Origin of the sequence: Dictyobacter aurantiacus (assembly GCF_003967515.1) — a bacterium.
GTDB classification, from domain to species: domain Bacteria; phylum Chloroflexota; class Ktedonobacteria; order Ktedonobacterales; family Ktedonobacteraceae; genus Dictyobacter; species Dictyobacter aurantiacus.
This window is the reverse complement of the sequence record NZ_BIFQ01000001.1, coordinates 3055984-3082868: the sequence shown is the minus strand read 5'-3', so window position 1 is coordinate 3082868 and position 26885 is coordinate 3055984. Positions and strand designations below refer to the sequence as shown.

Here is a 26885-nt window from a genome sequence, read left to right as displayed (position 1 = left end):
ACGTTTTTCTCCCCCGACTCACCACGTTTGATGGGCCGGGGGAGAAAAAAGGTTACCTTGCGCTATCAGACAGCGAACGTTCTTATTTTTTTCCCTGTGCGTCTATCAACTGAGATGGGTCGACCCATTGCTCAGCCCAGGTATGAATCGCGTCCGTCACGGGTTTGAGCGCGTATCCCTTCTCGGTCAGCTGGTACTCAACACGTACCGGAATCTGCGGATAGACCACGCGCTTGACAATGCCTTCCGTCTCTAACTCACGCAACCGATCGCTCAAAACGCGGTCTGATAATCCTTCGACGAGTGCGGTCAATTCACAAAAGCGCCGAGGGCCTTCCATCAAAGCGTTTAATAGCAACCCGGTCCAACGCTTACATATTACTTGAACAGCATGCTCATAGCGAGGACATACATTTGCAACGGTCGCTGCTGTTACTGATTGTTCTATCGCCTTCGTCGCCATAAAAGCTCTGCCTACCATTTCCTATTCTAATCCTCAAGAAGAGGATAAAATAGATATGTTGAATGCCAGTATACTATCTCATAATTTTATACATGACCTAGTATACCACGTTTTTCCCTCTAAGGCAAGAAACGTTACGTGTAAAAAGTAAGCTAGAGGGTGCGCAAAATCCGGATTTTGCGCACCCTCTAGCTTACTTTTTACACGCACCACCTGCGGCGGCGGAGGGGGAAGAGACGAAATTTTGGGGGCACCCCAAACCCCAGCAGGAGGGCTAGCCGCCCTCCTGCACCTCCCGCTTTGCACAATATTTATTTGTAAAAACCATTTGGGGTGCGAGCCGTTCCACGCCAACACATTTCACTATGTGATAAAATCCCCATGCATAGGTTCGGACCTTGCGTCCGATTTTTTGAGGGGAGAATCATTCATGCTGAATGTGGCGCTTGAGACGCGGGTTGATGCTTTTCACCTGGATGTGGCATTCGGGGTGGAGAGCGGTCGGACGGCGGTTTTGCTGGGGGAGAGTGGCGCGGGCAAAAGTACAATTCTGCGCTTGCTGGCGGGTCTGCAGCAGCCACAGAGGGGCCTTATGGTGCTTGATGGTATAACATACTACGATAGCGAGAGTCGCATCTTTATTCCTCCTCAGAGACGCCCGTTCGGTTATGTTTTTCAGGATTACGTTCTGTTCCCACACCTGACGGTTTTTGAGAATGTGGCCTTCGGGCTGCGCGCCCAGCACCTTTCCCGCTCCCTGATTCGTTCCTCGGTCGCTGATGCACTGGAGATGGTTCAACTCGCCCACCTGGCGCAGCGTCTCCCCGCACAGCTTTCGGGGGGACAACAACAACGGGTGGCGATCGCTCGCGCCCTGGCCCTTCGTCCGCGACTGATGCTGTTGGATGAGCCGCTGGCCGCTCTGGATGTGCAGACGAGGCGCGAGGTGCGCCAGGAGTTGCGCAAGATCCTGCGCGAGGTGCAGATTACGACGCTGTTTGTGACCCACCATTATCTGGATGGACTGCTCTTTGGCGATCAGTTGCTGGTGATCGATCAGGGGCGCCTGGTGCAGCAGGGAGATCAGCGGGAGCTGCGCGATGCTCCCCGCTCGTCGTACATCGCGGAACTGGTGGGGATCAATTTCTTTCGGGGACGGGTGATACACACCGAGAATGAGACGACCTGTCTGATTCGCCTGCATTCAGAGTCCTCAACCGTCCAACCCATCGAAGTGGTGGCGATGCTAAAAGAGCAGGTGATACAGCCGGCCGATGGCACCGAGATCTTTGTGGTTATCGATCCGCGCAGCATTACGCTCCACCAGTCTCAGCCTGAGGGCTCGGCCCGCAATGTCTTCCAGGGCACCATCATGCACGTCATTCCCTTGAGTGCCAGTACAGGCAGCAATGAAGGAAAGGTACGTGTCAGCATCGCGCTCAACCAGAGCGACGCGCCTCTGATGGCTGAGATCACCGAGAATTCAGCCACACGCATGGGACTGCAAGAAGGACAGACGGTTTTCGCCACTTTTAAGGCCAGCGAGGCCAGCGCCTACCTCTAACCACACGCCCCCGTACGTGCGCCCCTTGCGGGCGCTTGCCGCAAAGCGGCCCCGTGCCCAGGCGCACTCGCCCCGGCTTATTCATGGACGGTCTCACTCTGCCAGTCACAGGTAGCTGGTAACATGCCCTTCAGGGTCTGGGCCAGACCATCCAGGTCGGTAACGTCGTCGCGATAGACGGCCCAGGCCTTGGCTTTCTGTCCCGGCTCCGTCACTTTGCGATAGACGATGACGCTGATACGCTTGCCGTTGGGGAAAAATTCCTCTTTGACGCGTGTAATATCTTCCCAAGCCAGGTCGATCACCTCACCGCGACGGCTGCGCTTGACCACCGATTGTGGTCCAACCGTGATCGTGAAGGGGACCGGCGCCACCAGGCGTAAATAATAGATAAAACCGGCCAGAAATAACACGGCCGCAATGGTGCTGCCAATGACCGATGCGTCATTGCGATTGGCATGTTGATAGACGGCGATCCATAAAACAAGGACGGTCACCCCAACGAGACCGAGGATGGTCACAACACGCTTGAACAGGCTCAGGCCGGGCCCGATAAATACATGCTCTTCTGCTACTGGATATGATGCCATGTAATGCTCTCCGAAAAAATGTAAGCGATTTCCATTGCATATTGTAGCAACGGACAACGAATCACGCAATGGAGATAGAGAAAAAGAAAGAACCAACCAACATCGGTATAATCCAATACGGAAGCGCCCGATGTTGGTATGGTTATACTTGGTGAATGAAATGGGAGAGTTACCAGATGTTCTTGTTAAGTGTGGCCAGGAACTCGGTGTTATTGCTGGTCTTCGCCATGTGTTGCAGTAACGCCTCGGTCGCTTCTAAACTGCTCTTCCCGCTCTGCTGGTCAGCCAGCGTGGAGAACATACGACGCATCACCACAATCGAACGGAGCGTCTTATCATCGAGGAGCAATTCTTCGCGGCGGGTACTGGAGCGAGCGATATCAATGGCGGGGAAGACACGGCGCTCGGCTAGCTTTCGATCCAACAGCAGTTCCATGTTGCCGGTACCCTTGAATTCCTCGTAGATCACATCATCCATACGGCTACCGGTATCGACCAGAGCAGTGGCGATAATGGTTAAGCTACCACCTTCTTCGATCTTACGGGCCGCGCCGAAGAAGCGCTTGGGCGGAATTAGAGCACTGGGATCAAGACCACCGGAGAGGGTACGACCACTTGGCTGTACGGCCAGGTTGTACGCACGGCTCAGGCGCGTAATACTGTCGAGCAGAATGACAACATCGCGACCACCTTCTACCAGGCGCTTGGCGCGTTCCAGCACCATTTCAGCCACGCGCGTATGTGCCTCGGTCGGCTCGTCAAAGGTTGAACTGATCACCTCGGCCTTCACCGAACGTTTCATATCGGTCACTTCTTCTGGCCGCTCACCAATCAGCGCAATCATCAAATGGGTGTCACTATAATTTTCGGTGATGGAGTTGGCAATTGACTTGAGGAGGAGGGTTTTACCGGCTTTCGGGGGAGAAACAATCAATCCGCGTTGTCCGCGTCCAATGGGGGCTACCAGGTTGACCAGTCGCCCCGAGATATTCGATGGACCAGTCTCTAGATTGAACATCTCACGCGGGAAGATTGGCGTCAGATTATCGAAGTGAGGTCGCCGCTTGGCGATCTCCGGATCAACCCCATTGATGGCCTCAACGCGCAGGAGTCCGTAGTATTTCTCGTTGTCTTTTGGGGGTCGCACCTGACCAGATACCATGTCGCCTGTGCGCAATCCAAAACGGCGAATCTGGGACTGCGAAACATAGACATCCATATTTCCAGGCAGGAAGCGCTCCTGACGTAGGAAGCCAAACCCATCCTCCACAATCTCCAATACGCCAGCACTGAAGATATTTCCTTGCTGCTCGGTATTGGCTTGAAGAAGCCTAAAGACGAGGTCTTGTTTCTTGAGGGTGCTGTAACCAGAGAGTTCGAGGTCGCGCGCGATATCGCGTAACTCTGTAATGGTTTTCGTTTCTAACTCAGCTATGTTCACGTTGTGTAAGGGCGCAGCAGATTCTTGAGGAAAACGCCCTTTCTCCTTTCTGCGGTTGAACCAGGATAGTTATTGGTGGGAAATTTAGGAATTTCAGGAATTCTACAATTCGGGCCATGTTGAAAATATTTACCCTGCTTGAAAGACTTGGGTCACAGGTGGCCTTGATGGTTGTTAAGAGGTGCCAGCCATATATCAAAGATGTATACGCCACACCTTGTCACGGACGGGAACCCGTGGACAATCTGCTCGGTGCTGTATATATCTCTGAAGCTAGCTAGAATATACCACAGGCACGAATGGATGTCAAGTGTGGCACCTGCATCTTCTTCTGTTACATAAAACAGGGAGAACGCCTATCATCATGTTTCATGCAACTTGCTCCCCCTGGGTGGGAAGCTATCTATCCCTTGAATACCTGCCCAACCAGTTGCCCGTTGCATATCATAGAATGAATACCAGTAGTTGTCAATCCACTCGTTGCAAGCATGTAAGTAAGCACCCAGTTGGCGCTGCTCCAACTCCCGATCGACCACCTTATTGGCGTGAGGATGCTTGTAACGCCGGGGGAGGGGTGAGCCGAAACCATGAATGTAGTGTACAAGTTCGTGAGCGATAGTTGTAATTAAAACATATTCAGGTATCTGCGACATCTGGAGCAGGGTGTTAACGCCGATAAAAGTCATACTTGCATCCGCCGAAAGACGAATCAGACCTAATCGCCCTTTCCAGGGATAGCAGTAAGCGATCGTGACCTCGTTGACGCATGGAATATCCGCGAAATAATTATGCCATAGCCACTGCAAATAGCCTCTCACCTGGTAGCGATCGCTCGGCCTAGTGTACGAGGCAGGTTCCTCTATAAGTACCGCAGGTATCATCCAGGGACTCCTCCACAGAAATAGCAAATATAAAATTACCTGCCGCCATTCTTTCAGAGGCAACCCGATAGGGCAGATGAATGGTACCAGGTAAGAATTTTCGACTTGTGATTTCAGTATACCAACCACCCCCGTAGGTTCGGGCCTTGCGCCCGATTTACCATCCCACGCACGTAAACGCATATAATAATGATTTGGTACACACGCCCATTCTCATCGGAGGGGTAATAATGGGGGATCCCATAGGTTCGGACCTCGCGTCCGATTTTCTCTGTGGAAAAATAAGAGGAGAGAGGCCGTATCGGCGCAATTAAATAATCAACACCACGGCCCCTATTAACGCATAGCTAATACAAGCATTCCCATCACGTCAAAGCCAATTAAGATAAACATTAATGCCAGGCATGCTATCAGGACGCCACTTTGCCAGTTACGCTGTACAAACGCTACCATCTGATCAGTAGTCAACGCCTCAGTTGTGGGCAGGGCGGCTGTGGCATATTTTTTACTGGTATGCTGCACACTATTCAGGCTGCCATCGCTCAAACGCTTCCAGGCCTGGCAACGTCCACTGATGGCCTCTTCAAAGCCAGCGTACAATACTTCCTCGTCATCAGCTTGTTGCGGTGGTAAAGCAACAGCCATCGGAGTCGTTTCATACTCATCATTCGTGGCAATGGACACGTTACAAACATCTAAGTCGATATCAGTTGTCGGACACAGGGTTGCACTCATGTTTCTCTACCTCCTTAACAATATATTCTCTACACGATGAATGATAACGGAAATAGGACAAAAAATCCATGGATCAGATAGCATGATTTGAGCTCATAAAGCTGGGTTTAATGTAAATCTAATCTTTTTGCAAGCAGGAATTAATCTCTGAGAGAGTTTCACTTTCTTCTTGGGATACGGGGGCGCCCCCATACGGGCGGCCGCATGCGCGGCCGCATTGATTTTGTATATGGTGAAACAGGGGCGCGGCCGCGCCTGTGTTCTACCACCATTCTATGGATTGCTGAGGCACCGCGGGAGGGCCGGCCGCGCCCCTGTTTCACCATATACTATCAGTTGCTGAGCGTGTCAGGCTTTCGTCGTGTGCACCATCTTTTCTCATGAGCTTTTGATTTTGGCGAGCTCACCATCTTTCCATATGTTGGTGCATCGGGTGCGCGGATATGCATCCGATGCACCAATATATAAAACCAGCGCGGCCGCGCGTGTGGGGGCACTCATGTGCCCCCAGAGTGATGGGAGTCTGACACGCTCTAAGCATCGCTGGGGCGTGGCTGCGCCCCTGTTCTATCACCACACGATGGATTGCTGAGCACCGCGGGGGGGCAAAAGCCCGGGCATGCAGATAACCATGGATTGAAACACGGCTCCGACCTACAAAAGTCCCGCCTCGTCTCAAGAAGGATTTTTCGTAAACAGTTAATGGTAAAATAGAGTTACTGATACTTAGCAGGTGTTTAAAACGTATACCAATTGAAAGGGGGTTACGTGCAAAGTCGTCCTAGAAGGCCCCAGTTTTCATCCCGCCCCGAGGGGAGCGGTCCCAATGTGACTTCGGCCATTGGAATGGAAGAAACGTTCGGTCGCTCACGCGCGCGCCGTACCTCTCTCTTCACGCGAACAATTATGTGGGTAACGGGACTTATCTGCGCCGCCCTTTTGCTGGCAACCTTTGCCCAGGCCTGGTCGAATCATCATTTGATCGCCCAGGTGCAGCAGGAGCAACAGACCCTGCAACAGGTACGCACACAACATAGCAGGCTGTCTCAAGATGCCCGGCATTATCAAAATCCAGCTGTAGTAGAAAATGAGGCGCGCCAGCAGTTCGGTTATATCCGTCCCGGCGAACACGCGGTCGTCATCATCGATGCTAATAATAAGGGACAGCAGAAGATTAAACCGACCCCCGCGCCACCGCCTCAGCAGGGGCACTGGCAGGATTGGTGGAAAGTTTTTTTTGGTTCAACACCTTAGAGAATAGAAGAAAGTCATACAATCCTCTCATTTTCTTGACAGCCTATGTATGATGAAAGTATAACGTGAGTATATTTACGTTATACAAATTATCACTTTTGGAACAACAAATGAATGTGAAGCGCAAACCTGACGTAATATTAAGCCATCCTATTATGCAGCTCCAGTATTGGCTGGAGCTTCTTGAGCTTTTACTTGGAAAGGTGCGTTTCGCAGCGTAAATTTTGTATTATCTCAGGCGGAGCGCATACAGCGTTCCGCTTTTCTTTTTTTTACGTGCAACATTAGTTAGCTTTGGCTATGGCTTTCTGAGCGCCTGGATATGGAATACTACTTCCTAATCTTTGATAATCGTCTTTCTCCTCTCTTGTGGTATCAATGGTGATCCACCATTAGGAGCCGTGGTTGGCTTATTCACACAAAGGTCGGCCATGCGCATATCAAACCAGGCCAGAGCGGGGGTTATGTGGGGATGGGATACGGTTGGTAGCACTTTATCAGCTTTAGCAGCACTGAGCATAGCTGCCAGAAAAATCTGACCGGGATCACAAAACGCCACCAATGAGTTCGGCGCCTTCCTACCCAGGGGAGGCCGGCCGGCCAATTCTTTATTGAGTAGGAGTTATGTCGTTATGAGTACGCAATCTATAGTGTCGGAACAAACGTCTCTGGCTGAAAAATCACCCGCGCATAAGGTGGAAGATTACATGCAGGAACATTTGACACGCTATCTGCATGAGTTAAGCGATCTCTGTGCCATCGACTCGGGAACGGCTCACAAGGCGGGCGTTGATGAAGTGGCACTTTACCTGGCCGGGCGTATGCGCGGATTAGATATGGATGTCACTATCTTTGAAAATGAAAAATGGGGCAATGATGTCTATGGGGTGTTAAAAGGGACGGGGCGGGGTATTATTGTGCTTCTGGGTCATATGGATACGGTCTATCCGATTGGTACAGCGGCGGCCCGGCCTGTACGAATCGAAGACGATAAAGTTTATGGTCCTGGCGTTATCGATATGAAAGGCTGCATCCTCTCGGCGGTCTATGCGCTGGAAGCGCTGGAAGCGATCAAGCATCTCGATTTCGCGGAGGTCCGTTTCCTGTGCGTCTCCGATGAGGAGATTAGTGATCGCCATAGTAAAGAGATTATCCGCCAGGTGTGCAGTGGCTGCCACGCGGCCCTGGTGCTGGAGGCGGCCCGCGAAAATGGCGACCTGGTGAGCGCGCGTAAGGGAGGGGCCTGGTATAAGATACGCGCCAGCGGCCATTCGGCGCACGCGGGCGTGGAACCAGAAAAAGGCTCTAATGCCATTGTGGAGCTGGCTCACCAGATCGTACAATTACAGGCGCTCAATGGCTGGCGCGATGGCCTGACCATCAATACGGGCCGCATCACAGGCGGCACGGCCACCAATGTGGTGCCCGATTTCGCGGAGGCCTGCGTTGATGTTCGCTTCGCGCGTACCGAGGATCGCGTAGCGTTTGAGCAGCACTGGTATGAACTGCTACAGCAACCACTGGTCGCGGGAGTGGAACTGTCGATCGAGATTGATCCTGATGACCGCGAGCCGATGACCTGTACCCCTGAGAATCTGCGCATGGCCAGACTGGCACAAGAGATTGCGCTAGACCTGGGCTTTGAGGTGCGTCACGCGCCAACCGGAGGGATCTCAGATGCGAACTACGCTTCTGGCTTCGGCTATCCCGCGCTCGATGGCCTGGGGCCCGTAGGAGGGCTGGACCATAGCCCCAATGAGTATATGCAGCTGGATAGCATCGCGCCACGTACAGCCCTGCTGGCTGGTCTGATCACATCGATCGGTCCACGCACCGAGTAGCGTTCGTTTGCCTGTACCACCCTCAAAGGAAAGCCGCTCCCACTCAGGAGCCCGCATAGGAAGCCACTTTATTTTAAGGGCTGGGACAACGCCATGGGCGGGTGCGAATGCACCCACCCATGGCGTTGTCCCAGCCCTTAAAAATAGAAAAAGCGCGGGTAGCCCATAGGGCTACCCGCGCTTTTTCTATTTTAGTTAGCCGCTCAGGCGCGAATCTCTTCGAGCATTGAGAGGTTGATGAACAGATCACAACTCTGGCGCAAGGTGGCGGACATCGCCTCGTCAAAGGCGGCAACCTCTACGCGCACACCATGGTCAGAACAGTAGTCGAGCATCGGCATAAAGTCGCTATCGCCACTGACCAGCACGATGCAGTCGACCGCGCCTCCATCGACCAGGCGTACCACGTCCATACACAGATCCAGGTCCAGGTCAGCCTTTTTAGCGCCACTGGAGAAGGTTTTGTAGTTCTTGGTAGTGATGCGATAGCCAAGTCCTTTGACGGCCTGCAGGAACATCTGCTCGTCGCCAGGCTGTGGGCTGGTCGGACAGTAGGCATGGGCACGAACCAGGCGGCGGTTGCCGCGCAGGAAGTCGAGCAGCTTGCCGAAGTCAACACCAATACGCAGGGTGCGGGCGGAATAGAGCAGATTGGCCACGTCTACAAACACGCCGACTCGCTCCGTGGATGGGAACGGTGGCAGCGTGACTGAAACGTTGGTCGGCGCCTGGCTGATGCGGCGGAACTCCGATACCATGCGATCCGTCTGCGTTTGCAGGGCCTGCGCTACAACATTAGCGAACTGGTTCATAGCGGCCGCCGACATCCCCCCTTCGGACGAACGCGAGGATGGATACAGCGACGGGGTCGGAGCGGGACGACTCTCAGCGCGGGTGTTGCGGCCATCGCGTGAGAGAACGCTGCCACGTGCGGGCGAAGGCTCCGGTCCCATAAATGGTCCGGTCATATCATTTCCCTGGTTCATCTGGTTTACGGTATGACCAGAAATGATTGAGTATATGTTGTTGCTTTCGACAGATGCCGCCGGTGTACGCGTCAGTGGCGCGGGCATCGGCGCGGGTGCCGGGGTTGGAGATGGTGGTACATGTTCCTCTCCTGTCCCATTTTCGTTGCGCTGATTGGCATGCGAGGTTGTCGTGTTGCTCGATCCAGAGCGATGGCGACGACGACGGCGGGAACTGGCCTTCTGCAACTCAGAGTACTCCAGCGGCGGCAGATCCTCGGGCGCGATCTCTTCTTTATGATGATTGTTGCCCTGCTGCTCGACGGCCGGCGTGGGTGTCTCCACGGCAGGCTCATGAGAAGCTGCCTGCTCTTTCTGACTATGGCGGCGACGTCCATGCTGTTCGGCTGGCTGGGCCGTTGTGTTGTTCTCGGCTTCCTGAGTTACACCATTATTGCCGGCGTGCTTTTTATTGTTGGCAGCCGGGGACTCAGGAGCAGGAGCTGTGCTGGCCTGCTGTTCCTGCTGGCTGGCCTTCGCCTCTTCAGCACGCTGCAGCTTCTCTTCGGCTTTGCGCTGGGCAGCTGTCTGCGTTGTATGGACAGTGCCTGTCGCGCGAGCAGGTGTATGAATGGGGCTGCTGGTTACGGTGCTGGCCGGCCGATCGAAACGGTAGCGACGAGCCGGACGTGGCGGAGTCGCTTCGGCGGCGGCTTCGGTTGAGCTTTCGGCTTTGGCCACGTTGGCTGGCTTCTCTTCAGCAGCTGGCTGCTGCACTTCTTCTCGTGTATGGCGTCCAAACACTCCATGGCGCGGTAAACGCAGGCGCGAGGCGGGACGCAGCAAAGGGGAAACAGGTCGTGTCACAGGCTTTGGCTCTTCTTCACTTGCTACAACTGCTGGCTTCTCTTCTGAGATGGCGGTCGTCTGCTCTTCTTGAGCAACGGGCACCTCTGCTTTTGGAGCGTCTGCAGTTTTTACTTCGATAATTGAGGACTCCTCAGTCAACTCGCTCAATTCAGGCCCGCCCTGCTGCTCAGGATTGGCGAATTCAGCGGCGGCTGTCGTCAGTCGTGTCAGGGCCTCCACCTGAGTATCGCGCAAGGTAGCCTGGAGTGCTGCCTCTGCCTGGCGGAACTCGGCGATAAAATCTGTAAATGGCCGTACCTCTTCAGCCCTGGTATCAATGAGGTCAGATCCTTCTACATAGGGAAAGGTGGTATCGGGAACAGGAAGGTCCTCTTTGTCGCTTGAGTCTTTCTCCGAGGCAACGCTGGTCTCTCCCGATACCACTCCACCCTCAGGAAGAGATTCTTGCTCCAGCCGGGTTATCTCTTCTTGCACTTCGTTCAGTAGATCAGCGGTGCTGGTTTCGCTCGTGACTTCCTCAGATGACGCCTCAGGGGCGCTCTCGGTCGTCGCTTCCGACACCGGTTCAACGTGGGCGGGCCCCGTTACCTCCTGGTCGGCGGGCTGCTCGTCAGGGGTTGATGAAGCTGCTGTAATTTCTGCTTCCTGCTGCCCGTCAGCGGTGCTGACCGGCTCTTCAATGGCGGGCACGTCGATTGCAGATAACTGCTCTTTCTGTACCTCGCTAGCGGACTCTGACTGCTCCTCTGCCTGTGAAGGCGTTTCCGAATGATTGCCGATCTCCTCACTGGCTTCGGAAGTGGCAGATGGAACCTCGTTTGATTCTGTTATGTCAGCAGAACTGGCGTTGGCCTCTGTTGACGTCTCTTGCTCGGACGCTGAGTCAACCGCCGCCGCTGATGTCTCTTGCTCCTGCTGCCTTTCAGCAGAATTTGATACATCTTCGGAAGATGCGGTTTCAGATGCAGCGGAGTTAACCGTCGTTTCGTTTTCGGGGACAGACGGATGTTTCACGACGGATGCATCAGCGTCGCTATGCTCATGATGCGTATTTTGCGTTGTCACTAAGATCTCCAGTCTCAGTCGTTACGAACCGGAGCGCAGGTTACTTCCGTAGAATACTATCGACTGAAGACAGTTGGGGCGAACATGCTTCTTCAAACCTTTAACCAACTTGATGCCGATGCACTTTTCTCATGGGCGGTACAACAAGAAATTTGTCCTGGCGAATTTTAACAATTCCGCCCCGTCGTTATCCTCGGCTGTCTTTTCACTCTGCGCTCTTCTATACAATCCCGGTTCGGTCTTGCCTTTGTCAATGCCGTTGCGTGCGAGTCTTGCTGACCCCCATCAGTGAACGGCGGAAAACCTGATGGGTACTGGACGAACGCTGGAAAGATGTACCCCGCTCGTCGTAACTATCGTTAGCACGTGATGATTATCCATACTGGCAGTTTGTCGTCGATTATATCTTTGGTCACACGCCTCTAGTGGTTGACGTGTATTACGTCAGACGGCGATACTGCATTCCACTGCGGTCACATTGGAAAGGCCCACCAGCAGGACACGTGCCCAGACACATGTGTTCGATAAAAGTCCAGTAACCAGTAAGATGACATATTCTGAATGAGCCGGTACGTCCGTTTTTACACTCTATTCCAACCCCTTGGAGCGAGCTCTAGTATGGCTGACCGTGAGAGAGCCATTAACGGCTAAGTAAATGAAAACCATCTTTCAGGTTTGCTCATGCGGAGCAGGCCAAAGTGTATTTCGAAGGCCTGGATGCTGCAACGCATATCGTGAGCAACCTGAGCGCGATGGTATTCCTTGAGTAACGGCCAGGCATCTAATTGACGATGCTCCAAAGGTTGTGGTTGTGTTAAGGCAACCAGCCAACATTCCATCGAATATGTCAGAGACGTTCGCAAACAGTATCAGCAGTTTCTCACTACCAACATGTACTTCTGGGCCATGACTGGCGCTGTAATACTACATAGCAGCAGTCCTATGCCAATCGACATGTTGGGAACTACACCAAGGCGAACCAGGGCTGTATGATCCATGCAGCCATTTGTCTGGCTCGTTGCTATACATGTCTGCTAAACATACTCCTATTGTACCACACTTAGACGGGGTGGTACTAGTAGTTTGTCGCTATAGATTTGCAAAGCCCGGCAGAAATCATGTATTCTAGGGCAGAAACCTTTTTGCCATAAAAGTAGTATCCACATTTCCTACTTTAGTTGTTTAGTGGATGGTGCAAGGCCAGGGATAGGTGCATCTGCACCTATCCCTGGCCTTGCACCATCCACTAAACAACTATTGAGCGCCGTAGGGCATGCGTATTTAGGCGATGGCCGGGCGGCGCGCTTCACGGTGTTCTTTGTTCATCAGGTAGCGTACCCAGTGGTAATACGCCTGCATGTCCCACATTTTGCCGCCAGGGGCACTGGCGTTCTGTTCGATGGCGGCACGAATCTCAGCGGCGGTCTGACCTTCAAACCAGGTAACTCCGCTGCCGATGGCGCTCAGGGTGTGCGCGTCACTGTTGCCCAGTTCTGGCAGACCGTACACTTCTCGGTTAGTGCCCATGGCGATGTAGTTGGCATAGATGCCACAGAAACTGGCGTTCCAGGTCTCGACCCCGTCGAGCCAGACGTCTTTAGAGGCATGGATCTGGTCCATGACGCTGCGCTGGCAGCTGTGACGGAAGAAACGATGCAGTGGATGCGCGACTACGGCCAGGCCTCCCTGCTCATGTATCATGTCGATGCTGCGCTCCATGCTGAAGCCGTTGGGAATGCGTTTCTCAATGAAAAGGGCCAGCAGATGACCCTGGGTGGTTGTAACTTCTTCACCCACGACAAAATCAAAACGATAGGAACCTCTGGCCCACAGATCACGGGCCCGCAGCGCCCCCTCGATAACGTCATGATCGGTAAGAGCAATCACATCCAGGTCAGTGTTATTTTGCACATGCTCAAGGATCTCTTCGATCGTGCCACAGCCATCGCTATACGTGCTATGCATATGCAAATCTGCCTTGCCATGCTTGCCAGCGTACCGCGCCTGCTCGGGCGTCATTTTGCGGCGCTTTTTGAGCATGGCGGTACCATGGCTTACATTCTCAAGATTTTGCTTCCCTTGGTCGCGTTTGCTTGTTAACATGTCTTTCCTTTTCTGCATTGGCCTGTGTTTGGCTGAGTACTCTCTTATGTACGTGTTACCCTCACCTGATAACCGGGATGGTATGTTTGCCTTGTTATCAGAACCAGACATACTCTCGTCCGTTCCAATTGCGGTCGCCCTGCAACCCTCTGGTCTACAGATACGCCTACCTCCCGCTCGTTCAGGTTCCACTTCCACACTACCACAGGTACATTAAACTTTCGAATTAACGCTATGTAATTTTTTGTTAAAATTTGTGATGCTTGACTGCATAGCACAACGGCCTACAGACGGTACAGGGTAAAGAGGCGAAGTAGTGATGGTTGGGATCTTGAAGATTATATCCGTGATCTGCCTACTCTTCCGATCCTGTATCGGCCTCAATGAGTTCGGCACCCCTCGGCAGCGACTCGGTCAGAATATCGGGATCGATGAGCCCCTCTAAACGCTGAAGGCAGGACTGAAAACGCTGCTGATTTAAAGAACAATAAACCTGTCGGCCAGCACGCCGGGTATGTATCAGGTTGGCGCGGCGCAATTTACGCAGATGCCAGGAAACAAGCGGCTGGCTGATATTCAGACGCTCCGTTAGATCTGTCACAGTAACTTCATGATTATGTGCCAGGTGATAGACAATGGTTAGCCGGGCGACACCTGCCAACGCTTTCAAGATCCGTTTGAGGTCACGCCAGTTTTCCATAGGCGTTCCATTTCCCCAATCTCTTGAGTGTGTCTGGATAACCGCCCCAGATAGGCTCTACAGCCTGTTCAAGAGGGGTCAGCACAATATATAAAATTGTATTTATATCTTATGTTTCGTTCCATACTATGTCAAGATGATGAGAAAAATGGGTAAAAAAAAGCTCCCTGGTAAGGGGAGCTTTTTGATGGATGGGTGACCAGGGACTCGAACCCTGAACCTAGCGATTAAGAGTCGCTTGCTCTACCATTGAGCTAGTCACCCGCGCCATTTCGCGTGGCACCATGATAATAGCATACTGCCCGGCTAGCGTCAAGGGGTGAAGGGCATCTATTTTGTTCGATCTGGTCACGTAGATCATTCTGGCTTCTGCTGGATACGAAAACTACGCCGATAGGCAGTGGGAGTCAGGTGAAAGGTTGAACGAAAGACGCGCGCCAGTTGAGCGCTATCGCGAAATCCTACCTGGTGGGCAATACTGGTGGTTGAGAGTACGGTGGTACGCAGCAGGGTCTGTACCTTCTCCAGGCGCAGTTGCTTGATATAGGCGGCCGGAGACATGCCAACTTCGCGCGAAAAGATTTCACTGAAGCGGCTGGGCGATAGAAACATCCTGGCCGCCAACTGCGGCACACTGAGTGGCTCGTGGTAGTTCTCTTCGCAGAAATGGAGAATACTGGCCAGGCCCATCTTTTGCTGTGCATCGGACTGCAGGCTGGCCTGGACTCTAGCGCCTTCGCCCTGCTCATTCTGCCAGCGCGCCAGGTGGATCAACATGCGGAAAAACTGGCCGCGCACGAGCACCACGGCATCCGCTACGGACGCCGCCGTATATTCGCCATGGATCTCCGCGATCTCCCGCTCAATCTCAGTCTGCTTCTCCGGCGATAAATGCAGGTGATGGTCGATCACCTCTTCATGTCCCACTGGATGCTGGAGATTTTCGGACGCGATAAAGAGTCGCCAGAAACCCGATAGCGAGCGCAACGCCAGCAATTCATCGGGCTGGAAGAGCTCGGGCTGAAAATAAAAGGCGTCGATGACCAGCTGGCAGTAGTGGCGATAGGCATGGATGGTTCCGGGGGAAAGGACATAGACGTTGCCACGCGTAATGGCGTAAGGATGATCGTTGATCAGGTGCACGCCGCTACCGGAACGTACAACGTACAGGGCATAGAAATCTTCATGCTTATGCAGGCCGGTGTCGTTGCCCTGCTCGTAAGACTCTCGTCGGATGCCAAGTGGCAGGCGTGGATGCGTTACGATACCGGTAAAGAAGCAGCGCTGTAACGCCTGCCGGGCCGTAGAGAAAGACCTATATTCATACCGATAATGTAATTGTTCGTACACCGCCATCGCTCTTGCTCCTATCCGGTGAAAATGCCAAAATCTCTCTCCAAATTGACAAGCAAGTCGAGCTCATTTTCCTTACTATTATCACTATGAACGTAGTATACCCTATCCCGGCGAAGGAGAGAGAAGAAAAATATGAGCCAGGCAGAAGCAACCACCACTAACTATATTCCGTTTGTGCAGTCGGATGCGAACAGCGATGCCGCGACGCTGCGTGCGCGCATGGATGAGTATGGATATCTGTTTTTCCGCCACCTGGTGCCCGCGGAGACGGTGCTGGGGGTGCGGCGCTCGGTGCTGACGATCATCCAGGAGGCCGGCTGGCTGGACCCTGATCGCGATCTGATGGAGGGTATCGCCCGAGCGGGCATCGAGCCCAAAACCGAGGGACAACGGGAATATCTGGATGTCTATCGCCAGGTTTTACGCCTGCCGGACTTCCATAATTTTCCCTGCCACGAGTCGTTGATGGCCATCGCGGTGAAGCTGCTGGATGGCGAGGTGCTGGTTCATCCACGCCGCATTGGGCGCATTACCTTTCCCGGCTCAATAAAATATACGACGCCGGCCCACCAGGATTTTTTCTATATCCGTGGTTCGGTTGAGACGTATTCGTGCTGGACCCCGCTGGGCGCCTGTCCAATGACATTGGGGGGACTGGCCGTGTGGCCCGGTTCGCATCACCAGGGCTTTATCGAGCACACGGCGACCCATCCTGGCGCCGTGGGTGGCAAAGGTGTACCGGTCGATGAGTCACAGGCGACCTGGCATAGCGATAACTTTGAGATTGGTGACGCGCTCTTCTTCCGCTCCTACACCATCCACAAGGCGCTCCCCAATCTGACACCCGATCAGCTGCGCATCTCGACGGATAATCGCTACCAGTTGGATAAAGACGCTATCGATCCGTCCGCCCTACGCCCCCACTTTGATAACAGCGGCAACTAATGATCAATAAAATAAAAGGAGGGCTTGATGACAACGACGACGTATCCCATCAGTGAAGAGCAGGTCCAATTTTATCAAGAGAATGGCTACATCCAGTTGCTCAATGTGCTGACGGCCGATGAGCTGGCGCAGGCGCGCCAGGCTCTGGATGAGGTGATGGAGCAACAGTTAGATGAGAGCCATGATCGCAGCGCGGATGCCGAGTACCGTAAAATCTTTGTGCAGAAGGTAAACCTCTGGCAGGTTCATGGAGGCGTGCGCCGCTACGTTTTCAATGCCAGGCTAGCCGAGATCGCGCGCCGGCTGGCGCGGGCCCAGACCATACGCCTCTGGCATGATCACGCCTTGATCAAAATGCCCGGCGATTCCAAAGCCTCCAGCTGGCACCAGGATATTCCCTACTGGCCCATGCAGGAGGATGGCTCGCTCTCTTGTTGGATGGCGTTAGACGATGTGTACGTGGAGAATGGCTGTATGGCCTTCATACCAGGATCCCATAGATTGGGACGGCTGGAGCCGATTAACTTGAAGGCCCCTCAGGATCTTTTTAAGCTGGTACCGGACGAACAGGCGCGAGAGTTAAACCTGGACTTCACGCCACGCTTCCAGCCGATGCCCGCCGGCAGCTGTACCTTTCACGATGGACGCACGTTTCACTACGCCGGCCCCAATCAAAGCGACAGGCCGCGCCGCGCCATCATTACGATCTATATGCCCGACGAGGTTCATTTCAGTGGCAAACCGCACATCGTCACCGATGATCTCCAACTCACACCGGGCGCGGCCCTGACCGGCGAACGCTTCCCGATCCTCGCCCCCTGATATAACAAAAGGGCAAACGCTCGTTCGAGCGTCCATCCCATTAGTCAGGAACAGGTGCCATATCATGGATGGGTGCGAATGCACCCCATCCGTGATATGGCACCTGTTCCTGACTAAAAGAATTTCGCGCCGCAGACGCACGAAACCTATGGTAATTATTTAGCTGGCGGTTTAGGAGTTGGTGTAGCCGCCGGCTGATTCATCTTCGCCTTCTCATCATCAATCTTGCGCTGCAGGGCGCGCAGATAGGCCTGGGCCCCACTGAGATCGGCTTGCGTGATAGCATCCAGTTGCTTGGGCAAGGTATTGGACTGGGCAACCCATGATTCCAATACCTTCTGGATCGCGATCAGCGTGGAGTTATCCTGATAGATGCCCGCCAGCAGACCACGGGCGGTTTTGAAGGCACTCAACATCCCCTTCAGGATATCGCCCGAGATGGTGGCTCCGAATTTGACGATGGGCGAGACAAACACATCGTATGCGACGCGGGTCAGTCGGGCCGCGGTAATAGCCCCCTCCAGGGTCACGCCTTCGAGGTTTTCCAGTGAGGTCACAAACTCTTTGCGCGCCTGGTCCATTCCTTGCGCAACCCCCTTGTTAAAGGCATCCTGCACCTGGTGCTCGACATTGGTGCTCACATCTCCCACCGACTGGGGTATTTTAGGAACGTATTCATAGGCCGCGATACCCGCGCCAGCCACTACGGCTGCGCCGGCCCCCATCAACAGACCACGGCGGGATAACTTCTTCTTTTTTGCTTTACCTTTAACCGGGCGAACGGCGGGCTGATCTCCCGAGAACTCATATTCATAATCGTAATTATCATCTTCTTCGGGATAGACGTGCTCGACATATTCGGGTTCCAGGCGCCGCGTCAATTTAGGCTGACGCAACGCTATGGCTTGCATCGACTCCTCATCAACCTCATAACCATCGTCATCACTATCATAACGCGCATGTGCATCTATTGCTTCATCGATACCCAGATCGGGATCGACGTCCACCAGGTCCCGCCAGTCATTCTCATATTCGTCATCTTCTGGCAGGTAAAGCGCGCTGGTTGGCGGCAGATCTCTCTGCGACGGCCGCTCTTCAGGCTGGATACCACGATAACGCCTATGGATAGGCGGCAGATACCCCTCAGGCTCCTCGCGACGCTCAATTGGTCGTCGGCTGGGGCGAGCCTCATACAGATCATCATTGCTATCATAGAGATGATCATTAAATTCTAATTGCTCAGTTTCATCTTCAACGGGACGCTTACTGGCAATGATACTTTGACGCATGAGCTGCCGAGTTCGTCGGGGATCCGGGCGCTGGGCGAGCAGCATCCCAGATCTGCTCGCGCTCTCACCCTTGGGCGATTTCGAGCCATTTCGGCTACGCAACGGGTCATAATCATAGCCATACTGGCGTCCAGGACTCTTACGATACATTCGACGTTCCAGGTGATCCTTCGACATACGCTCCTCTACTCCTCCTGAGTTGACAGTTGCCATTTGGGCACTCATGCGGCACCAAGACACAGGATAATGAAGCAAGTTCCTTATAGCACACATTTTACCCTACATATTCCGTTTCGTCCACTTTCTCCCCCTGAGATGCCTGCGGCCACGAACACTCCGCGCCCACGGCGCTCAATCGTTGTGTAGTAGGTGGTGCAAGGCCGCGGGCGGCCTTGCACCACCTACTACACAATCTCATCCTGACAACCTTGTTAGTAATTAACTGCTATCTGAGTGGCAATTTGAGAAGACCCCTCGTTATATATCGCAGGAGCAAATAAAAACAGGATTTGCATCTACCGGACATAAAAAATAGAAGGTAAACCATCAGTACCTGGTGAAACTTTCTATCTATCTCGTTCGTCCGAAACAAACAGAAAGGGTACATAAGTCCTGTCACCAGAACAAAAATACCCCCGAACAGCTTCTCTGATTGTTCGAGGACTATAAGGTATCGCGCTGCTATGGTAACGCGATCCGCGCGATCGAACAAAATACCGGGTAGCGTTTCGCACGCGCCTGATTGATGAGAAGCTATGCTATAATGTCTCTCAACGTTGTATACCTGAGGACCAGGAGGAACAATACAGCATGCCTGCAAATATCAGCAGCACAGAACAAACGCCCATTGTGAAGTGTGTGACAGTTGGCATGTTCGAAGAAAACTGCTACCTATATGCCTGTCCAGAAACACGTGAAGCCGCCATCATAGATCCAGGTGACGAACCCGAGAAGATCCTTGAGGCTATTAAAGAGCTAAAACTTGTTCCCAGGTATATCATCAACACACATGGGCACATAGATCATATTTGCGCTATCGATGCTGTTAGCGCAGTCTATCCAGTGCCGCTTGCTATTCATCCCGCGGATGTTCCTCTTTATACAGATGAGCGAACAGCACGGGAATATGGAGTAACGCCCCCGTTGGTCAGGCGCAAACCAGATATTTTACTTAAAGAGGGCGATACTATTTCGTTTGGTACGATTACGCTCGAGGTGATACATACCCCTGGACATACTCCAGGTGGCATCTGCTTGATCAGTCAACCATATTGTGTCTTCAGTGGCGATACCCTCTTCTATCGGAGTATTGGGCGCACCGATTTTCCAGGAGGGAGCTATGAACAGATTGAGCAATCGATCCGAAATAAATTATATACCCTTGAAGATGAGCTGGTCGTCTTTCCCGGTCACGGGCAGCCGACAACTATTATAGAAGAGAAGTATGAAAATCCATTCGTAACCGCAGAGGAGTAATATTGTGTCAGTTATCTGTGTAATTGGGACAGGTTATGTGGGCCTGGTAACAGGCACGTGCCTGGCCGATCTAGGTAATACGGTCACCTGCATTGATATCGTTCAGGAAAAAATTGATCGCTTAAACAAGGGCATCCTCCCAATCTATGAACCCGGTCTGGAAGAGATGGTAGAGCGCAATGTACAGGCTGGTCGCCTGCGTTTTACGACAAGCTATCCTGAAGGCCTTGAGAATAGCGAATTTATCTTTATTGCTGTCAATACTCCCACCGGCAATAATCAGGGTGGGGCCGATATGCGCTACGTGGAAAGTGCTGCCCGCAGTATCGCTGAAAATCTCGATCACTACGCGATCGTTATTAATAAGAGTACCGTTCCGGTTGGGAGCGGCGATGTCGTTTCGCGCGTGATCAGCAATAATTTGAAGTCACCTGACGCGAGCTTCTCGGTCGTTTCTAATCCCGAGTTCTTGCGTGAGGGCGCGGCCCTGCTGGACTTTCAAAATCCCGACCGCATCGTGCTCGGCTCTTCTGAGCCAGAGGCGGCCCACAAGGTGGCTCGCCTGTACCTGCAGTTGCGCGCCCCATTCGTGATCACGGATCTCTATACCGCGGAGATGATTAAGTACGCCTCCAATGCTTTCCTGGCCACCAAGATTTCGTTTATCAATGAGATTGCTCAGATTTGTGAGCGCCTGGGGGCCGATGTCAAACAGGTCGCGGTTGGTATGGGCTATGATAAGCGTATCGGCCATTCCTTCCTGGACGCGGGCCTGGGCTATGGCGGCAGCTGCTTCCCCAAAGACGTGCGTGCCCTGGCGCATATGGCCGATGAGGCCGGTCTGCATCCCCAGATGTTGCGTGCGGTAATAGATATCAACCATGATCAGCGCCGCCTCGTGGTTACCAAGCTGAATAATCTGCTCGGCTCATTACGCGGCACCACCATCGGTATTCTGGGTCTGGCTTTCAAACCTAATACCGATGATATGCGCGAGGCGCCAGCCGTCGATATCATCCACTGGGTCACCAGCCAGGGCGCGAAGGTGCGCGTCTATGATCCAGTGGCCTCCGAGACCGGCCGTGAGGCACTGGTGCGCGAGAATGTCAATCTGGAGGATGTCACCTTCTGTAAAACGTCCTACGAGGTCGCCGACCAGGCCGACGCCCTGGTCGTGGTGACCGAATGGAACGAGTTCAAATCCTTGAACATGCAGAAGGTTCGTGGCGCGATGCGTCAACCGATCCTGATCGATGGCCGCAACATCTACGAGCCTGCTGAGATGTCGCGCTATGGCTTCACCTATCGCGGTATGGGCCGCGCTACCAGCCCCGCTCCATCCGTCCTGCCCGCCGGAGATACAACCAGCGATGTACCCGGAGAAGTGGCTCAGGAGACTTTGATCGCCAGCGAGAGCTAAATTACCCTTAGAGGAGCTTCAATTCACGATGAATGAAGAAGGTCAGCCATTATTGTTCACCCCACTGGTACGCCAGGCAGATGCACCTGTGCCGGAATGGTTGTTCGGCACAGGCGGTATGGCTGGCCTGCCCTCTTCATTGCATCCAACCCAGGGTGTCAATGTAGCGGTCGGTGTGGATATCATCGAGGTGGATCGCATTCGCAAGGTCTTTGAACGACATGGGGAGCGCTTTTTGAAGCGCGTCTTTACCGATTTAGAGGTGGCTCAGAGCCGTGGCAAAATGTCGCGGCTGGCGGGTCGCTTCGCGGTTAAAGAGGCGATCAGTAAGGCGCTAGGTACAGGGATCCGTGGTGTGGGCTGGCGCGAGATGGAGGTTGTCCATCTTCGCAGTGGACGCCCTTCGGTGCGTCTGCACGGCAAAGCCAGGCAGCGCGCTGAATATCTGGGTCTGAATGCCTTTGATGTCAGTATGGCCGATCTGGCCCAGTTCTCGATCGCTATCGCCGTGGCTATTCAAGCTACCCGCGTTACGACCGATACCCCGGCTGAATCCGATCCATCCATAGAGTTAGAAACAGGAAAACAGGACGAGTGAGAGCAGTCGTACAGCGAGTGAAGCAGGCCAGCGTCAGTGTTGAGAGCCAGATCGTCGGCGCCATCGAGCAGGGATTTCTGGTCCTGCTTGGCATCGGCCATGAGGATGGAGAGGTCCAGGTCGCCCAGATGACGGAGAAGCTGGTGCATCTGCGCGTCTTTGAAGATGCCGAAGGCAAGATGAATCGCTCGCTGCTAGATGTCCAGGGCTCAATTCTGGTCGTCTCTCAGTTTACCCTCTACGCTGATATTCGCAAAGGTCGCCGTCCCAGCTTTACAGCGGCCGCGCCCCCCGCGCTGGCCGAACCCCTGGTCGAACGCTTCAAGACAGCGCTCACCTCACACGGCCTGCGTGTGCAGGGCGGCGTCTTCGGCGCCGATATGGACGTCTCCCTCATCAATAGCGGACCCGTCACCATCATCATGGACAGCGATCACCTATCTCGTTAAAAAAAGAGCGTTACGCCGGATCAAAGTGGCAATGGAGACTTTGTGTGGCTCCGTATATCTATTATTGCGTAATCCACATCCTATTTTTTATAAAGAGAAACTGTACACGTCTTAACATTAAGAGCTGAAAATTCCCTGCACACAAGCTCAAAAAAAGAGATTCGTATCCATTCTCTGTTGATTAAACGTAATATATCTACAAGAAACCGTGCACTATTTCATATATATCAAAACCACTATCCCTGTAGCACATAAGAAGCGCATTCCGAAGGTAGATATATGGCCTCACCAGCAGTTACCCCCGAGGGGCTCAAAATGGGTAAAAAAGTACGCCTGCTCATCCCAGGTGCCATCATTACCGTTTTCTTTCTGGCGTTGAGCATCTACCAACTCTCAAAGGTTTTTACCGGCAGCGTGATCGGCAACGAACTAACGACCGCCCAGATCTCGGGCTGGACCGCGTTAATCCTTTTTCTGCTCGGCGTCAGCAGCCTTATCTTCATCCTACGCAGCCATAGTAGCGATCTCTAGCGGGTCAATCAGTACCAGTATTGATGGCACAAAAAAGGAAGCCTCGGAAGCTTCCTCTTCTTTTTTTTGTTTTATGTAGTAGATACGACGTTAATAGCGTGGATATTGCGGACCCGACTGGAAGTTCTGTCCGGGCGCGAACTGCGGCCCCTGTGGATTAGAACTATATTGCTGCGGCATCGAACGCACCTGCTGGCGCAACATATTCAACTCCTGCAGAACAGGCCATTCTCCAAAGGCCAGGATACATAGAACAACCAGATTGGCGATCGGAATAAACATCAAAAGGCTCATAGCGCCGCTATAGCCCGCCTTGGAAAATATTTTCCACCAGATAATGATGGCAAAGATAATAGAAATAAGCCCGATAATTCCAACAATGGCGAAATAGGCGGTCAACCCGGTAGATATCTGTGAGCTTTCACTTGATGGCATGGTCTGCTCCTTTTATTGGCGACAATAACATTTCACATGCCTGCCCGAACCAAAACAGGCATTGATAGATGCAACTAAAAGACCACAATGAACCGATAGATTGCTTCAAACTTACATATTAAACGTTGTCGGCTCCGTTTATTGGGGCAGAAATTCTGCTTCACCGGATAAAATTATATCCTGGTAGTTGCTCTATATATGTATTAACGTGCAAAGTCACATGCAATATCATGGCATTTGTACTATTAAAAAATTTGAGCCAGCCTTCTATCAGTCCCTCCCTTGTTCAGTTGGGTGAAATGCAGTATCATCTAGGATAAGAAATTTCGACCGGAGCTTACTAGCCATGAATGACCAACAGACAGAGTTGATCCAATCATCCAGACGCGGTACCAGTACCGAAGATCGCCCACTGGTGATTGGAGTGGATCTCGGTGGTACACAGATTCGTACCGCAGTCCTGCGAGGGGAAAAGTTATTGTCGCGTGTGGGATTATTGACTGGCGATGCTCCATCTCCCGATCGAGTGATTCCACGCATGTTTGATTCAATTCAGCAGGCGTTACGTGAGGCCAACGTGACGTTAGATGAGATTGCTGGTATCGGCATCGGAGCCCCAGGCCCCTTGAACAGTCGTACTGGTGTTGTCTTCTCTCCACCCAATCTCCCCGGTTGGATTGATGTCCCTTTACGGTCCATTTTCTTTGAAAAGTTTAATATTCCCATTCATGTCGAGAACGATGCGAACGCGGCGGCGCTCGGCGAGTATATGTTTGGAGCCGGTCGTGGCAGCCATGAGGTGGTCTACATTACGATCAGTACCGGTATCGGCGGCGGTGTGATCGCCGATGGACATATTATCGAGGGGATCTCCGGTACGGCGGCCGAACTGGGTCACATGACCATCGATTGGCGTGGTCCGCGCTGCAATTGTGGCAATATTGGCTGCTGGGAGAGCATCTCTTCTGGTACCGCTATCGCTCGCCGTGCCCATGAGCTGATCGCCCTTGGCCGTGGCGAGAAACTGTTCAATTTCGTGCTGGCTCACCAGGAGCCTGTGGCCGACGCCGATACGCCGGCGGATGTGAAGCGGTCCGAGAAGAACGCGGTGCATATCAACGCGCGCATGGTTTCACAGGCCGCGCAGGCAGGTATCCCCGAGGCGCGTGACATCATCGCGGGCGCGGCCGAGGGCATTGGGGTCGGACTCGTCAATGTGGTACATATCTTTAATCCCGAACGTATTGTACTGGGTGGGGGGGTCGTGCAGATGGGTGATATGCTACTGGCACCCGCAAGGCGCATTCTGCAGGAGCGAGCTATGAAGGTACCGGCACGGTCGGTTGAAATTGTGATGGCCGAGCTGGGCTCGGACGTCGGGCTGGTAGGCGCCGGCGCATTGTCATATTATAATCATTAAGATAGATACATATAGAGGAGCAACAAGGACAAACATGGCAGTCAAGAAAGAACGTCTGGATGTGGCACTGGTACGGTTGGGATTAGCTCCAAGCCGGGAGAGAGCCCGTGCCATTATTATGACCGGGCAGGTCTATGTGGGGGATCGGATGGTAGATAAGCCCGGCACCCTGGTGCCGCCGGACGTAGCGTGCCGTGTAGCGGAAGCTTCTCCAGAGTTAAAATTTGTCAGTCGTGGGGGCCTCAAGCTGGAAAAGGCGCTGGATACCTTCCAGTTGCAGCCAACAGATCGGATCGCCATCGATGTCGGCTCCTCGACCGGCGGTTTCACCGAGTGCCTGCTAGAGCGAGGAGCCACCCGCGTCTACGCCATCGACGTTGGCCATGGGCAGCTGGCCTGGAAGCTACGCAACGATCCCCGTGTGGTGGTCATGGAGCGCACCAACATTCGCCACCTCACCAGTTTGCCAGAACCAATGCAATGCGCGGTCATCGATGTCTCTTTCATCTCGCTGCGCCTGGTGCTGCCAGCGCTGGTACCGTTGCTAGCCCACAATACCGACACCTGGATCGTCGCGCTGGTCAAACCCCAGTTCGAAGCGGGCAAGGCCGAAGTCGACCGTGGAGGTGGCGTCATCAAAGATCCCGAAGTGCATCAACGCGTCCTACAGGAGCTACGTAGTTGGATCTCTGAGCACACGCCCTTGCAAGTCACCGGCGAAATCGATTCACCCATCCTTGGCCGAGACGGCAATCGCGAATTCCTCTTCCAGCTACGTTTCAAAAACACCAATCAAGCCTGAAGTAAGATTTTTGTATAGATATCCGGTGCGTGCGAGCACGCACCGGATATCTATACAAAAATCTTACAAATTCCTGGTATTTTTTTGATCAGTGATAGGTAGAATAAGGCTATGAAAATTCTGGTCATAGAGGATGAAGCCAACATCACACAGGTTATCCGGCTCTACCTGGAACAGGCCGGCTACACAGTCCTGGCTGCCAGCGATGGCATCGCAGGCATAGAACTTCATGCCCGCGAGCATCCCGACCTGGTGGTACTGGACCTGATGCTCCCTATCCTGGATGGGATGGAGGTGTGCCGCCGTATCCGTACCTGGGCCGATACACCCATTCTGATGCTTACGGCCCGCCAGGGAGAAGATGACCGTATCGCTGGCCTGGAGGCGGGCGCGGACGACTACCTGGTAAAACCGTTTAGCCCACGCGAGCTGGTGAGCCGCGTCAAGGCGATTCTGCGCCGTAGCAGCACTCATCCCGCTGGCAACCAGGCCGACAGTAAACCTGCCAGGGAAGAGCCGGTTGCCAACAGCGGTCGGGATGAAGAGTTACATTTCGGTGGATTAGTGATCAATCTACCCTCGCGCCGCGTCACCACCAACGGCACACAGGTCACGCTGACGGTCAAAGAATTCGACCTGCTAGTCGCACTGGCGTCAGCGCCCGACCGCGTCTTTACGCGCGAGTCGCTGCTCAACCAGGTCTGGGGCTATAGCTATCTAGGTGATGGCCGCACGGTCGATGTGCATATCGGCACCCTGCGCAAAAAACTGGAGGCGGCCCCGGGTATGCCCCACCACATCCAGACCGTCTGGGGTGTGGGCTATAAATTCGTACCGTCCCCCGCCACCTCGTCATCACACGCCTGAGTA

General features: G+C 53.4%; 25 protein-coding genes and 1 tRNA gene. 13 read left to right on the top strand and 13 right to left on the bottom strand.

The window, feature by feature from the left end; genetic code table 11:
* Positions 1–82: 82 nt before the first annotated feature.
* Positions 83–463, bottom strand: a complete 381-nt coding sequence (locus KTT_RS12445; RefSeq protein ID WP_126596279.1) for a winged helix-turn-helix transcriptional regulator — start codon at positions 461–463, stop codon at positions 83–85.
* A 430-nt stretch (positions 464–893) separates the two neighbouring features.
* Between KTT_RS12445 and KTT_RS12440 the strand changes: the two genes are divergently transcribed.
* Positions 894–2027: an ABC transporter ATP-binding protein gene (locus tag KTT_RS12440; RefSeq protein ID WP_126596278.1), complete on the top strand. Its 1134-nt coding sequence runs from the start codon at positions 894–896 to the stop codon at positions 2025–2027.
* 77 nt (positions 2028–2104) lie between these two features.
* Here the strand turns inward: KTT_RS12440 and KTT_RS12435 are convergent, their stop codons facing one another.
* The 4 genes from KTT_RS12435 to KTT_RS12420 form a co-directional block, all read right to left on the bottom strand.
* Positions 2105–2617, bottom strand: a complete 513-nt coding sequence (locus tag KTT_RS12435; protein ID WP_126596277.1) for a hypothetical protein — start codon at positions 2615–2617, stop codon at positions 2105–2107.
* Between the two features lie 169 nt (positions 2618–2786).
* Positions 2787–4058, bottom strand: coding sequence for a transcription termination factor Rho (rho, locus tag KTT_RS12430; RefSeq protein WP_126596276.1), 1272 nt, complete (start codon positions 4056–4058; stop codon positions 2787–2789).
* A gap of 362 nt (positions 4059–4420) precedes the next feature.
* The gene (locus KTT_RS12425; protein ID WP_126596275.1) at positions 4421–4939 is read right to left on the bottom strand and encodes a hypothetical protein; all 519 of its coding nucleotides are present in this window, start codon (positions 4937–4939) and stop codon (positions 4421–4423) included.
* A 336-nt stretch (positions 4940–5275) separates the two neighbouring features.
* Positions 5276–5674 (bottom strand): hypothetical protein, encoded by a 399-nt coding sequence (locus KTT_RS12420; protein ID WP_126596274.1) that lies wholly within the window; start codon positions 5672–5674, stop codon positions 5276–5278.
* A 768-nt stretch (positions 5675–6442) separates the two neighbouring features.
* Here KTT_RS12420 and KTT_RS12415 point away from each other — a divergent pair.
* Entirely contained in the window at positions 6443–6928 is a 486-nt protein-coding gene (locus KTT_RS12415) for a septum formation initiator family protein (protein ID WP_126596273.1), read from the top strand.
* 337 nt (positions 6929–7265) lie between these two features.
* On the opposite strand, the gene KTT_RS12410 is transcribed toward KTT_RS12415, so the two are convergent.
* Positions 7266–7490 carry a hypothetical protein gene (locus KTT_RS12410; protein ID WP_160145824.1) on the bottom strand — a complete coding sequence of 75 codons (225 nt, stop codon included), beginning with the start codon at positions 7488–7490 and terminating at the stop codon, positions 7266–7268.
* Positions 7491–7560: 70 nt separating this feature from the next.
* Here KTT_RS12410 and KTT_RS12405 point away from each other — a divergent pair, with 70 nt between their 5' ends.
* Positions 7561–8769 (top strand): M20 family metallopeptidase, encoded by a 1209-nt coding sequence (locus tag KTT_RS12405; RefSeq protein ID WP_126596271.1) that lies wholly within the window; start codon positions 7561–7563, stop codon positions 8767–8769.
* A gap of 203 nt (positions 8770–8972) precedes the next feature.
* Here the strand turns inward: KTT_RS12405 and KTT_RS12400 are convergent, their stop codons facing one another.
* The 5 genes from KTT_RS12400 to KTT_RS12380 form a co-directional block, all read right to left on the bottom strand.
* Entirely contained in the window at positions 8973–11669 is a 2697-nt protein-coding gene (locus KTT_RS12400; protein ID WP_126596270.1) for an NYN domain-containing protein, read from the bottom strand.
* 1281 nt (positions 11670–12950) lie between these two features.
* On the bottom strand, positions 12951–13772 hold the full coding sequence (locus tag KTT_RS12395) for a PHP-associated domain-containing protein (RefSeq protein WP_160145823.1): 822 nt from the start codon (positions 13770–13772) through the stop codon (positions 12951–12953).
* A 355-nt stretch (positions 13773–14127) separates the two neighbouring features.
* Entirely contained in the window at positions 14128–14472 is a 345-nt protein-coding gene (locus tag KTT_RS12390; protein ID WP_126596268.1) for an ArsR/SmtB family transcription factor, read from the bottom strand.
* Between the two features lie 192 nt (positions 14473–14664).
* Positions 14665–14736: transfer RNA gene (locus tag KTT_RS12385), tRNA-Lys, on the bottom strand.
* Positions 14737–14829: 93 nt separating this feature from the next.
* A complete protein-coding gene (locus tag KTT_RS12380; protein WP_126596267.1) occupies positions 14830–15828 on the bottom strand; it encodes a helix-turn-helix domain-containing protein in 999 nt (332 codons plus the stop codon).
* A 132-nt stretch (positions 15829–15960) separates the two neighbouring features.
* Here KTT_RS12380 and KTT_RS12375 point away from each other — a divergent pair, with 132 nt between their 5' ends.
* Together KTT_RS12375 and KTT_RS12370 are read left to right on the top strand one after the other, a co-directional pair.
* The gene (locus tag KTT_RS12375; protein WP_126596266.1) at positions 15961–16773 is read left to right on the top strand and encodes a phytanoyl-CoA dioxygenase family protein; all 813 of its coding nucleotides are present in this window, start codon (positions 15961–15963) and stop codon (positions 16771–16773) included.
* Positions 16774–16800: 27 nt separating this feature from the next.
* On the top strand, positions 16801–17595 hold the full coding sequence (locus KTT_RS12370; protein WP_126596265.1) for a phytanoyl-CoA dioxygenase family protein: 795 nt from the start codon (positions 16801–16803) through the stop codon (positions 17593–17595).
* Between the two features lie 155 nt (positions 17596–17750).
* On the opposite strand, the gene KTT_RS12365 is transcribed toward KTT_RS12370, so the two are convergent.
* A complete protein-coding gene (locus KTT_RS12365) occupies positions 17751–19061 on the bottom strand; it encodes a hypothetical protein (RefSeq protein WP_126596264.1) in 1311 nt (436 codons plus the stop codon).
* Between the two features lie 633 nt (positions 19062–19694).
* Here KTT_RS12365 and KTT_RS12360 point away from each other — a divergent pair.
* The 5 genes from KTT_RS12360 (at position 19695) to KTT_RS12340 (ending at position 23358) form a co-directional block, all read left to right on the top strand.
* Entirely contained in the window at positions 19695–20360 is a 666-nt protein-coding gene (locus KTT_RS12360; RefSeq protein WP_218030879.1) for an MBL fold metallo-hydrolase, read from the top strand.
* Between the two features lie 4 nt (positions 20361–20364).
* Entirely contained in the window at positions 20365–21780 is a 1416-nt protein-coding gene (locus KTT_RS12355; RefSeq protein WP_126596263.1) for a UDP-glucose dehydrogenase family protein, read from the top strand.
* A 28-nt stretch (positions 21781–21808) separates the two neighbouring features.
* A complete protein-coding gene (gene acpS, locus KTT_RS12350; RefSeq protein ID WP_126596262.1) occupies positions 21809–22378 on the top strand; it encodes a holo-ACP synthase in 570 nt (189 codons plus the stop codon).
* A complete protein-coding gene (dtd, locus tag KTT_RS12345) occupies positions 22375–22827 on the top strand; it encodes a D-aminoacyl-tRNA deacylase (RefSeq protein WP_126596261.1) in 453 nt (150 codons plus the stop codon). Before acpS ends, dtd begins: the two co-directional genes overlap by 4 nt.
* Positions 22828–23142: 315 nt before the next feature.
* A complete protein-coding gene (locus tag KTT_RS12340; protein ID WP_126596260.1) occupies positions 23143–23358 on the top strand; it encodes a hypothetical protein in 216 nt (71 codons plus the stop codon).
* A gap of 90 nt (positions 23359–23448) precedes the next feature.
* Here the strand turns inward: KTT_RS12340 and KTT_RS36725 are convergent, their stop codons facing one another.
* Complete coding sequence (locus tag KTT_RS36725) at positions 23449–23793, bottom strand: hypothetical protein (protein ID WP_126596259.1); 345 nt, start codon at positions 23791–23793, stop codon at positions 23449–23451.
* A 346-nt stretch (positions 23794–24139) separates the two neighbouring features.
* Here KTT_RS36725 and KTT_RS12330 point away from each other — a divergent pair, with 346 nt between their 5' ends.
* The 3 genes from KTT_RS12330 (at position 24140) to KTT_RS12320 (ending at position 26882) form a co-directional block, all read left to right on the top strand.
* A complete protein-coding gene (locus KTT_RS12330) occupies positions 24140–25213 on the top strand; it encodes an ROK family protein (protein ID WP_126596258.1) in 1074 nt (357 codons plus the stop codon).
* Positions 25214–25247: 34 nt separating this feature from the next.
* On the top strand, positions 25248–26015 hold the full coding sequence (locus tag KTT_RS12325) for a TlyA family RNA methyltransferase (protein WP_126596257.1): 768 nt from the start codon (positions 25248–25250) through the stop codon (positions 26013–26015).
* 111 nt (positions 26016–26126) lie between these two features.
* The gene (locus KTT_RS12320; protein ID WP_126596256.1) at positions 26127–26882 is read left to right on the top strand and encodes a response regulator; all 756 of its coding nucleotides are present in this window, start codon (positions 26127–26129) and stop codon (positions 26880–26882) included.
* Positions 26883–26885 lie beyond the last annotated feature (3 nt).

Excerpts from the sequence above, each read along its gene's own strand:
- KTT_RS12445 (WP_126596279.1), bottom strand. The coding sequence starts at position 463 with ATGGCGACGAAGGCGATAGAACAATCAGTAACAGCAGCGACCGTTGCA.
- KTT_RS12440 (WP_126596278.1), top strand. The coding sequence starts at position 894 with ATGCTGAATGTGGCGCTTGAGACGCGGGTTGATGCTTTTCACCTGGAT.
- KTT_RS12435 (WP_126596277.1), bottom strand. The coding sequence starts at position 2,617 with ATGGCATCATATCCAGTAGCAGAAGAGCATGTATTTATCGGGCCCGGC.
- KTT_RS12425 (WP_126596275.1), bottom strand. The coding sequence starts at position 4,939 with ATGATACCTGCGGTACTTATAGAGGAACCTGCCTCGTACACTAGGCCG.
- KTT_RS12420 (WP_126596274.1), bottom strand. The coding sequence starts at position 5,674 with ATGAGTGCAACCCTGTGTCCGACAACTGATATCGACTTAGATGTTTGT.
- KTT_RS12405 (WP_126596271.1), top strand. The coding sequence starts at position 7,561 with ATGAGTACGCAATCTATAGTGTCGGAACAAACGTCTCTGGCTGAAAAA.
- KTT_RS12395 (WP_160145823.1), bottom strand. The coding sequence starts at position 13,772 with ATGTTAACAAGCAAACGCGACCAAGGGAAGCAAAATCTTGAGAATGTA.
- KTT_RS12390 (WP_126596268.1), bottom strand. The coding sequence starts at position 14,472 with ATGGAAAACTGGCGTGACCTCAAACGGATCTTGAAAGCGTTGGCAGGT.
- KTT_RS12380 (WP_126596267.1), bottom strand. The coding sequence starts at position 15,828 with ATGGCGGTGTACGAACAATTACATTATCGGTATGAATATAGGTCTTTC.
- KTT_RS12375 (WP_126596266.1), top strand. The coding sequence starts at position 15,961 with ATGAGCCAGGCAGAAGCAACCACCACTAACTATATTCCGTTTGTGCAG.
- KTT_RS12370 (WP_126596265.1), top strand. The coding sequence starts at position 16,801 with ATGACAACGACGACGTATCCCATCAGTGAAGAGCAGGTCCAATTTTAT.
- KTT_RS12365 (WP_126596264.1), bottom strand. The coding sequence starts at position 19,061 with ATGTCGAAGGATCACCTGGAACGTCGAATGTATCGTAAGAGTCCTGGA.
- KTT_RS12360 (WP_218030879.1), top strand. The coding sequence starts at position 19,695 with ATGCCTGCAAATATCAGCAGCACAGAACAAACGCCCATTGTGAAGTGT.
- acpS (WP_126596262.1), top strand. The coding sequence starts at position 21,809 with ATGAATGAAGAAGGTCAGCCATTATTGTTCACCCCACTGGTACGCCAG.
- KTT_RS12340 (WP_126596260.1), top strand. The coding sequence starts at position 23,143 with ATGGGTAAAAAAGTACGCCTGCTCATCCCAGGTGCCATCATTACCGTT.
- KTT_RS36725 (WP_126596259.1), bottom strand. The coding sequence starts at position 23,793 with ATGCCATCAAGTGAAAGCTCACAGATATCTACCGGGTTGACCGCCTAT.
- KTT_RS12330 (WP_126596258.1), top strand. The coding sequence starts at position 24,140 with ATGAATGACCAACAGACAGAGTTGATCCAATCATCCAGACGCGGTACC.
- KTT_RS12325 (WP_126596257.1), top strand. The coding sequence starts at position 25,248 with ATGGCAGTCAAGAAAGAACGTCTGGATGTGGCACTGGTACGGTTGGGA.
- KTT_RS12320 (WP_126596256.1), top strand. The coding sequence starts at position 26,127 with ATGAAAATTCTGGTCATAGAGGATGAAGCCAACATCACACAGGTTATC.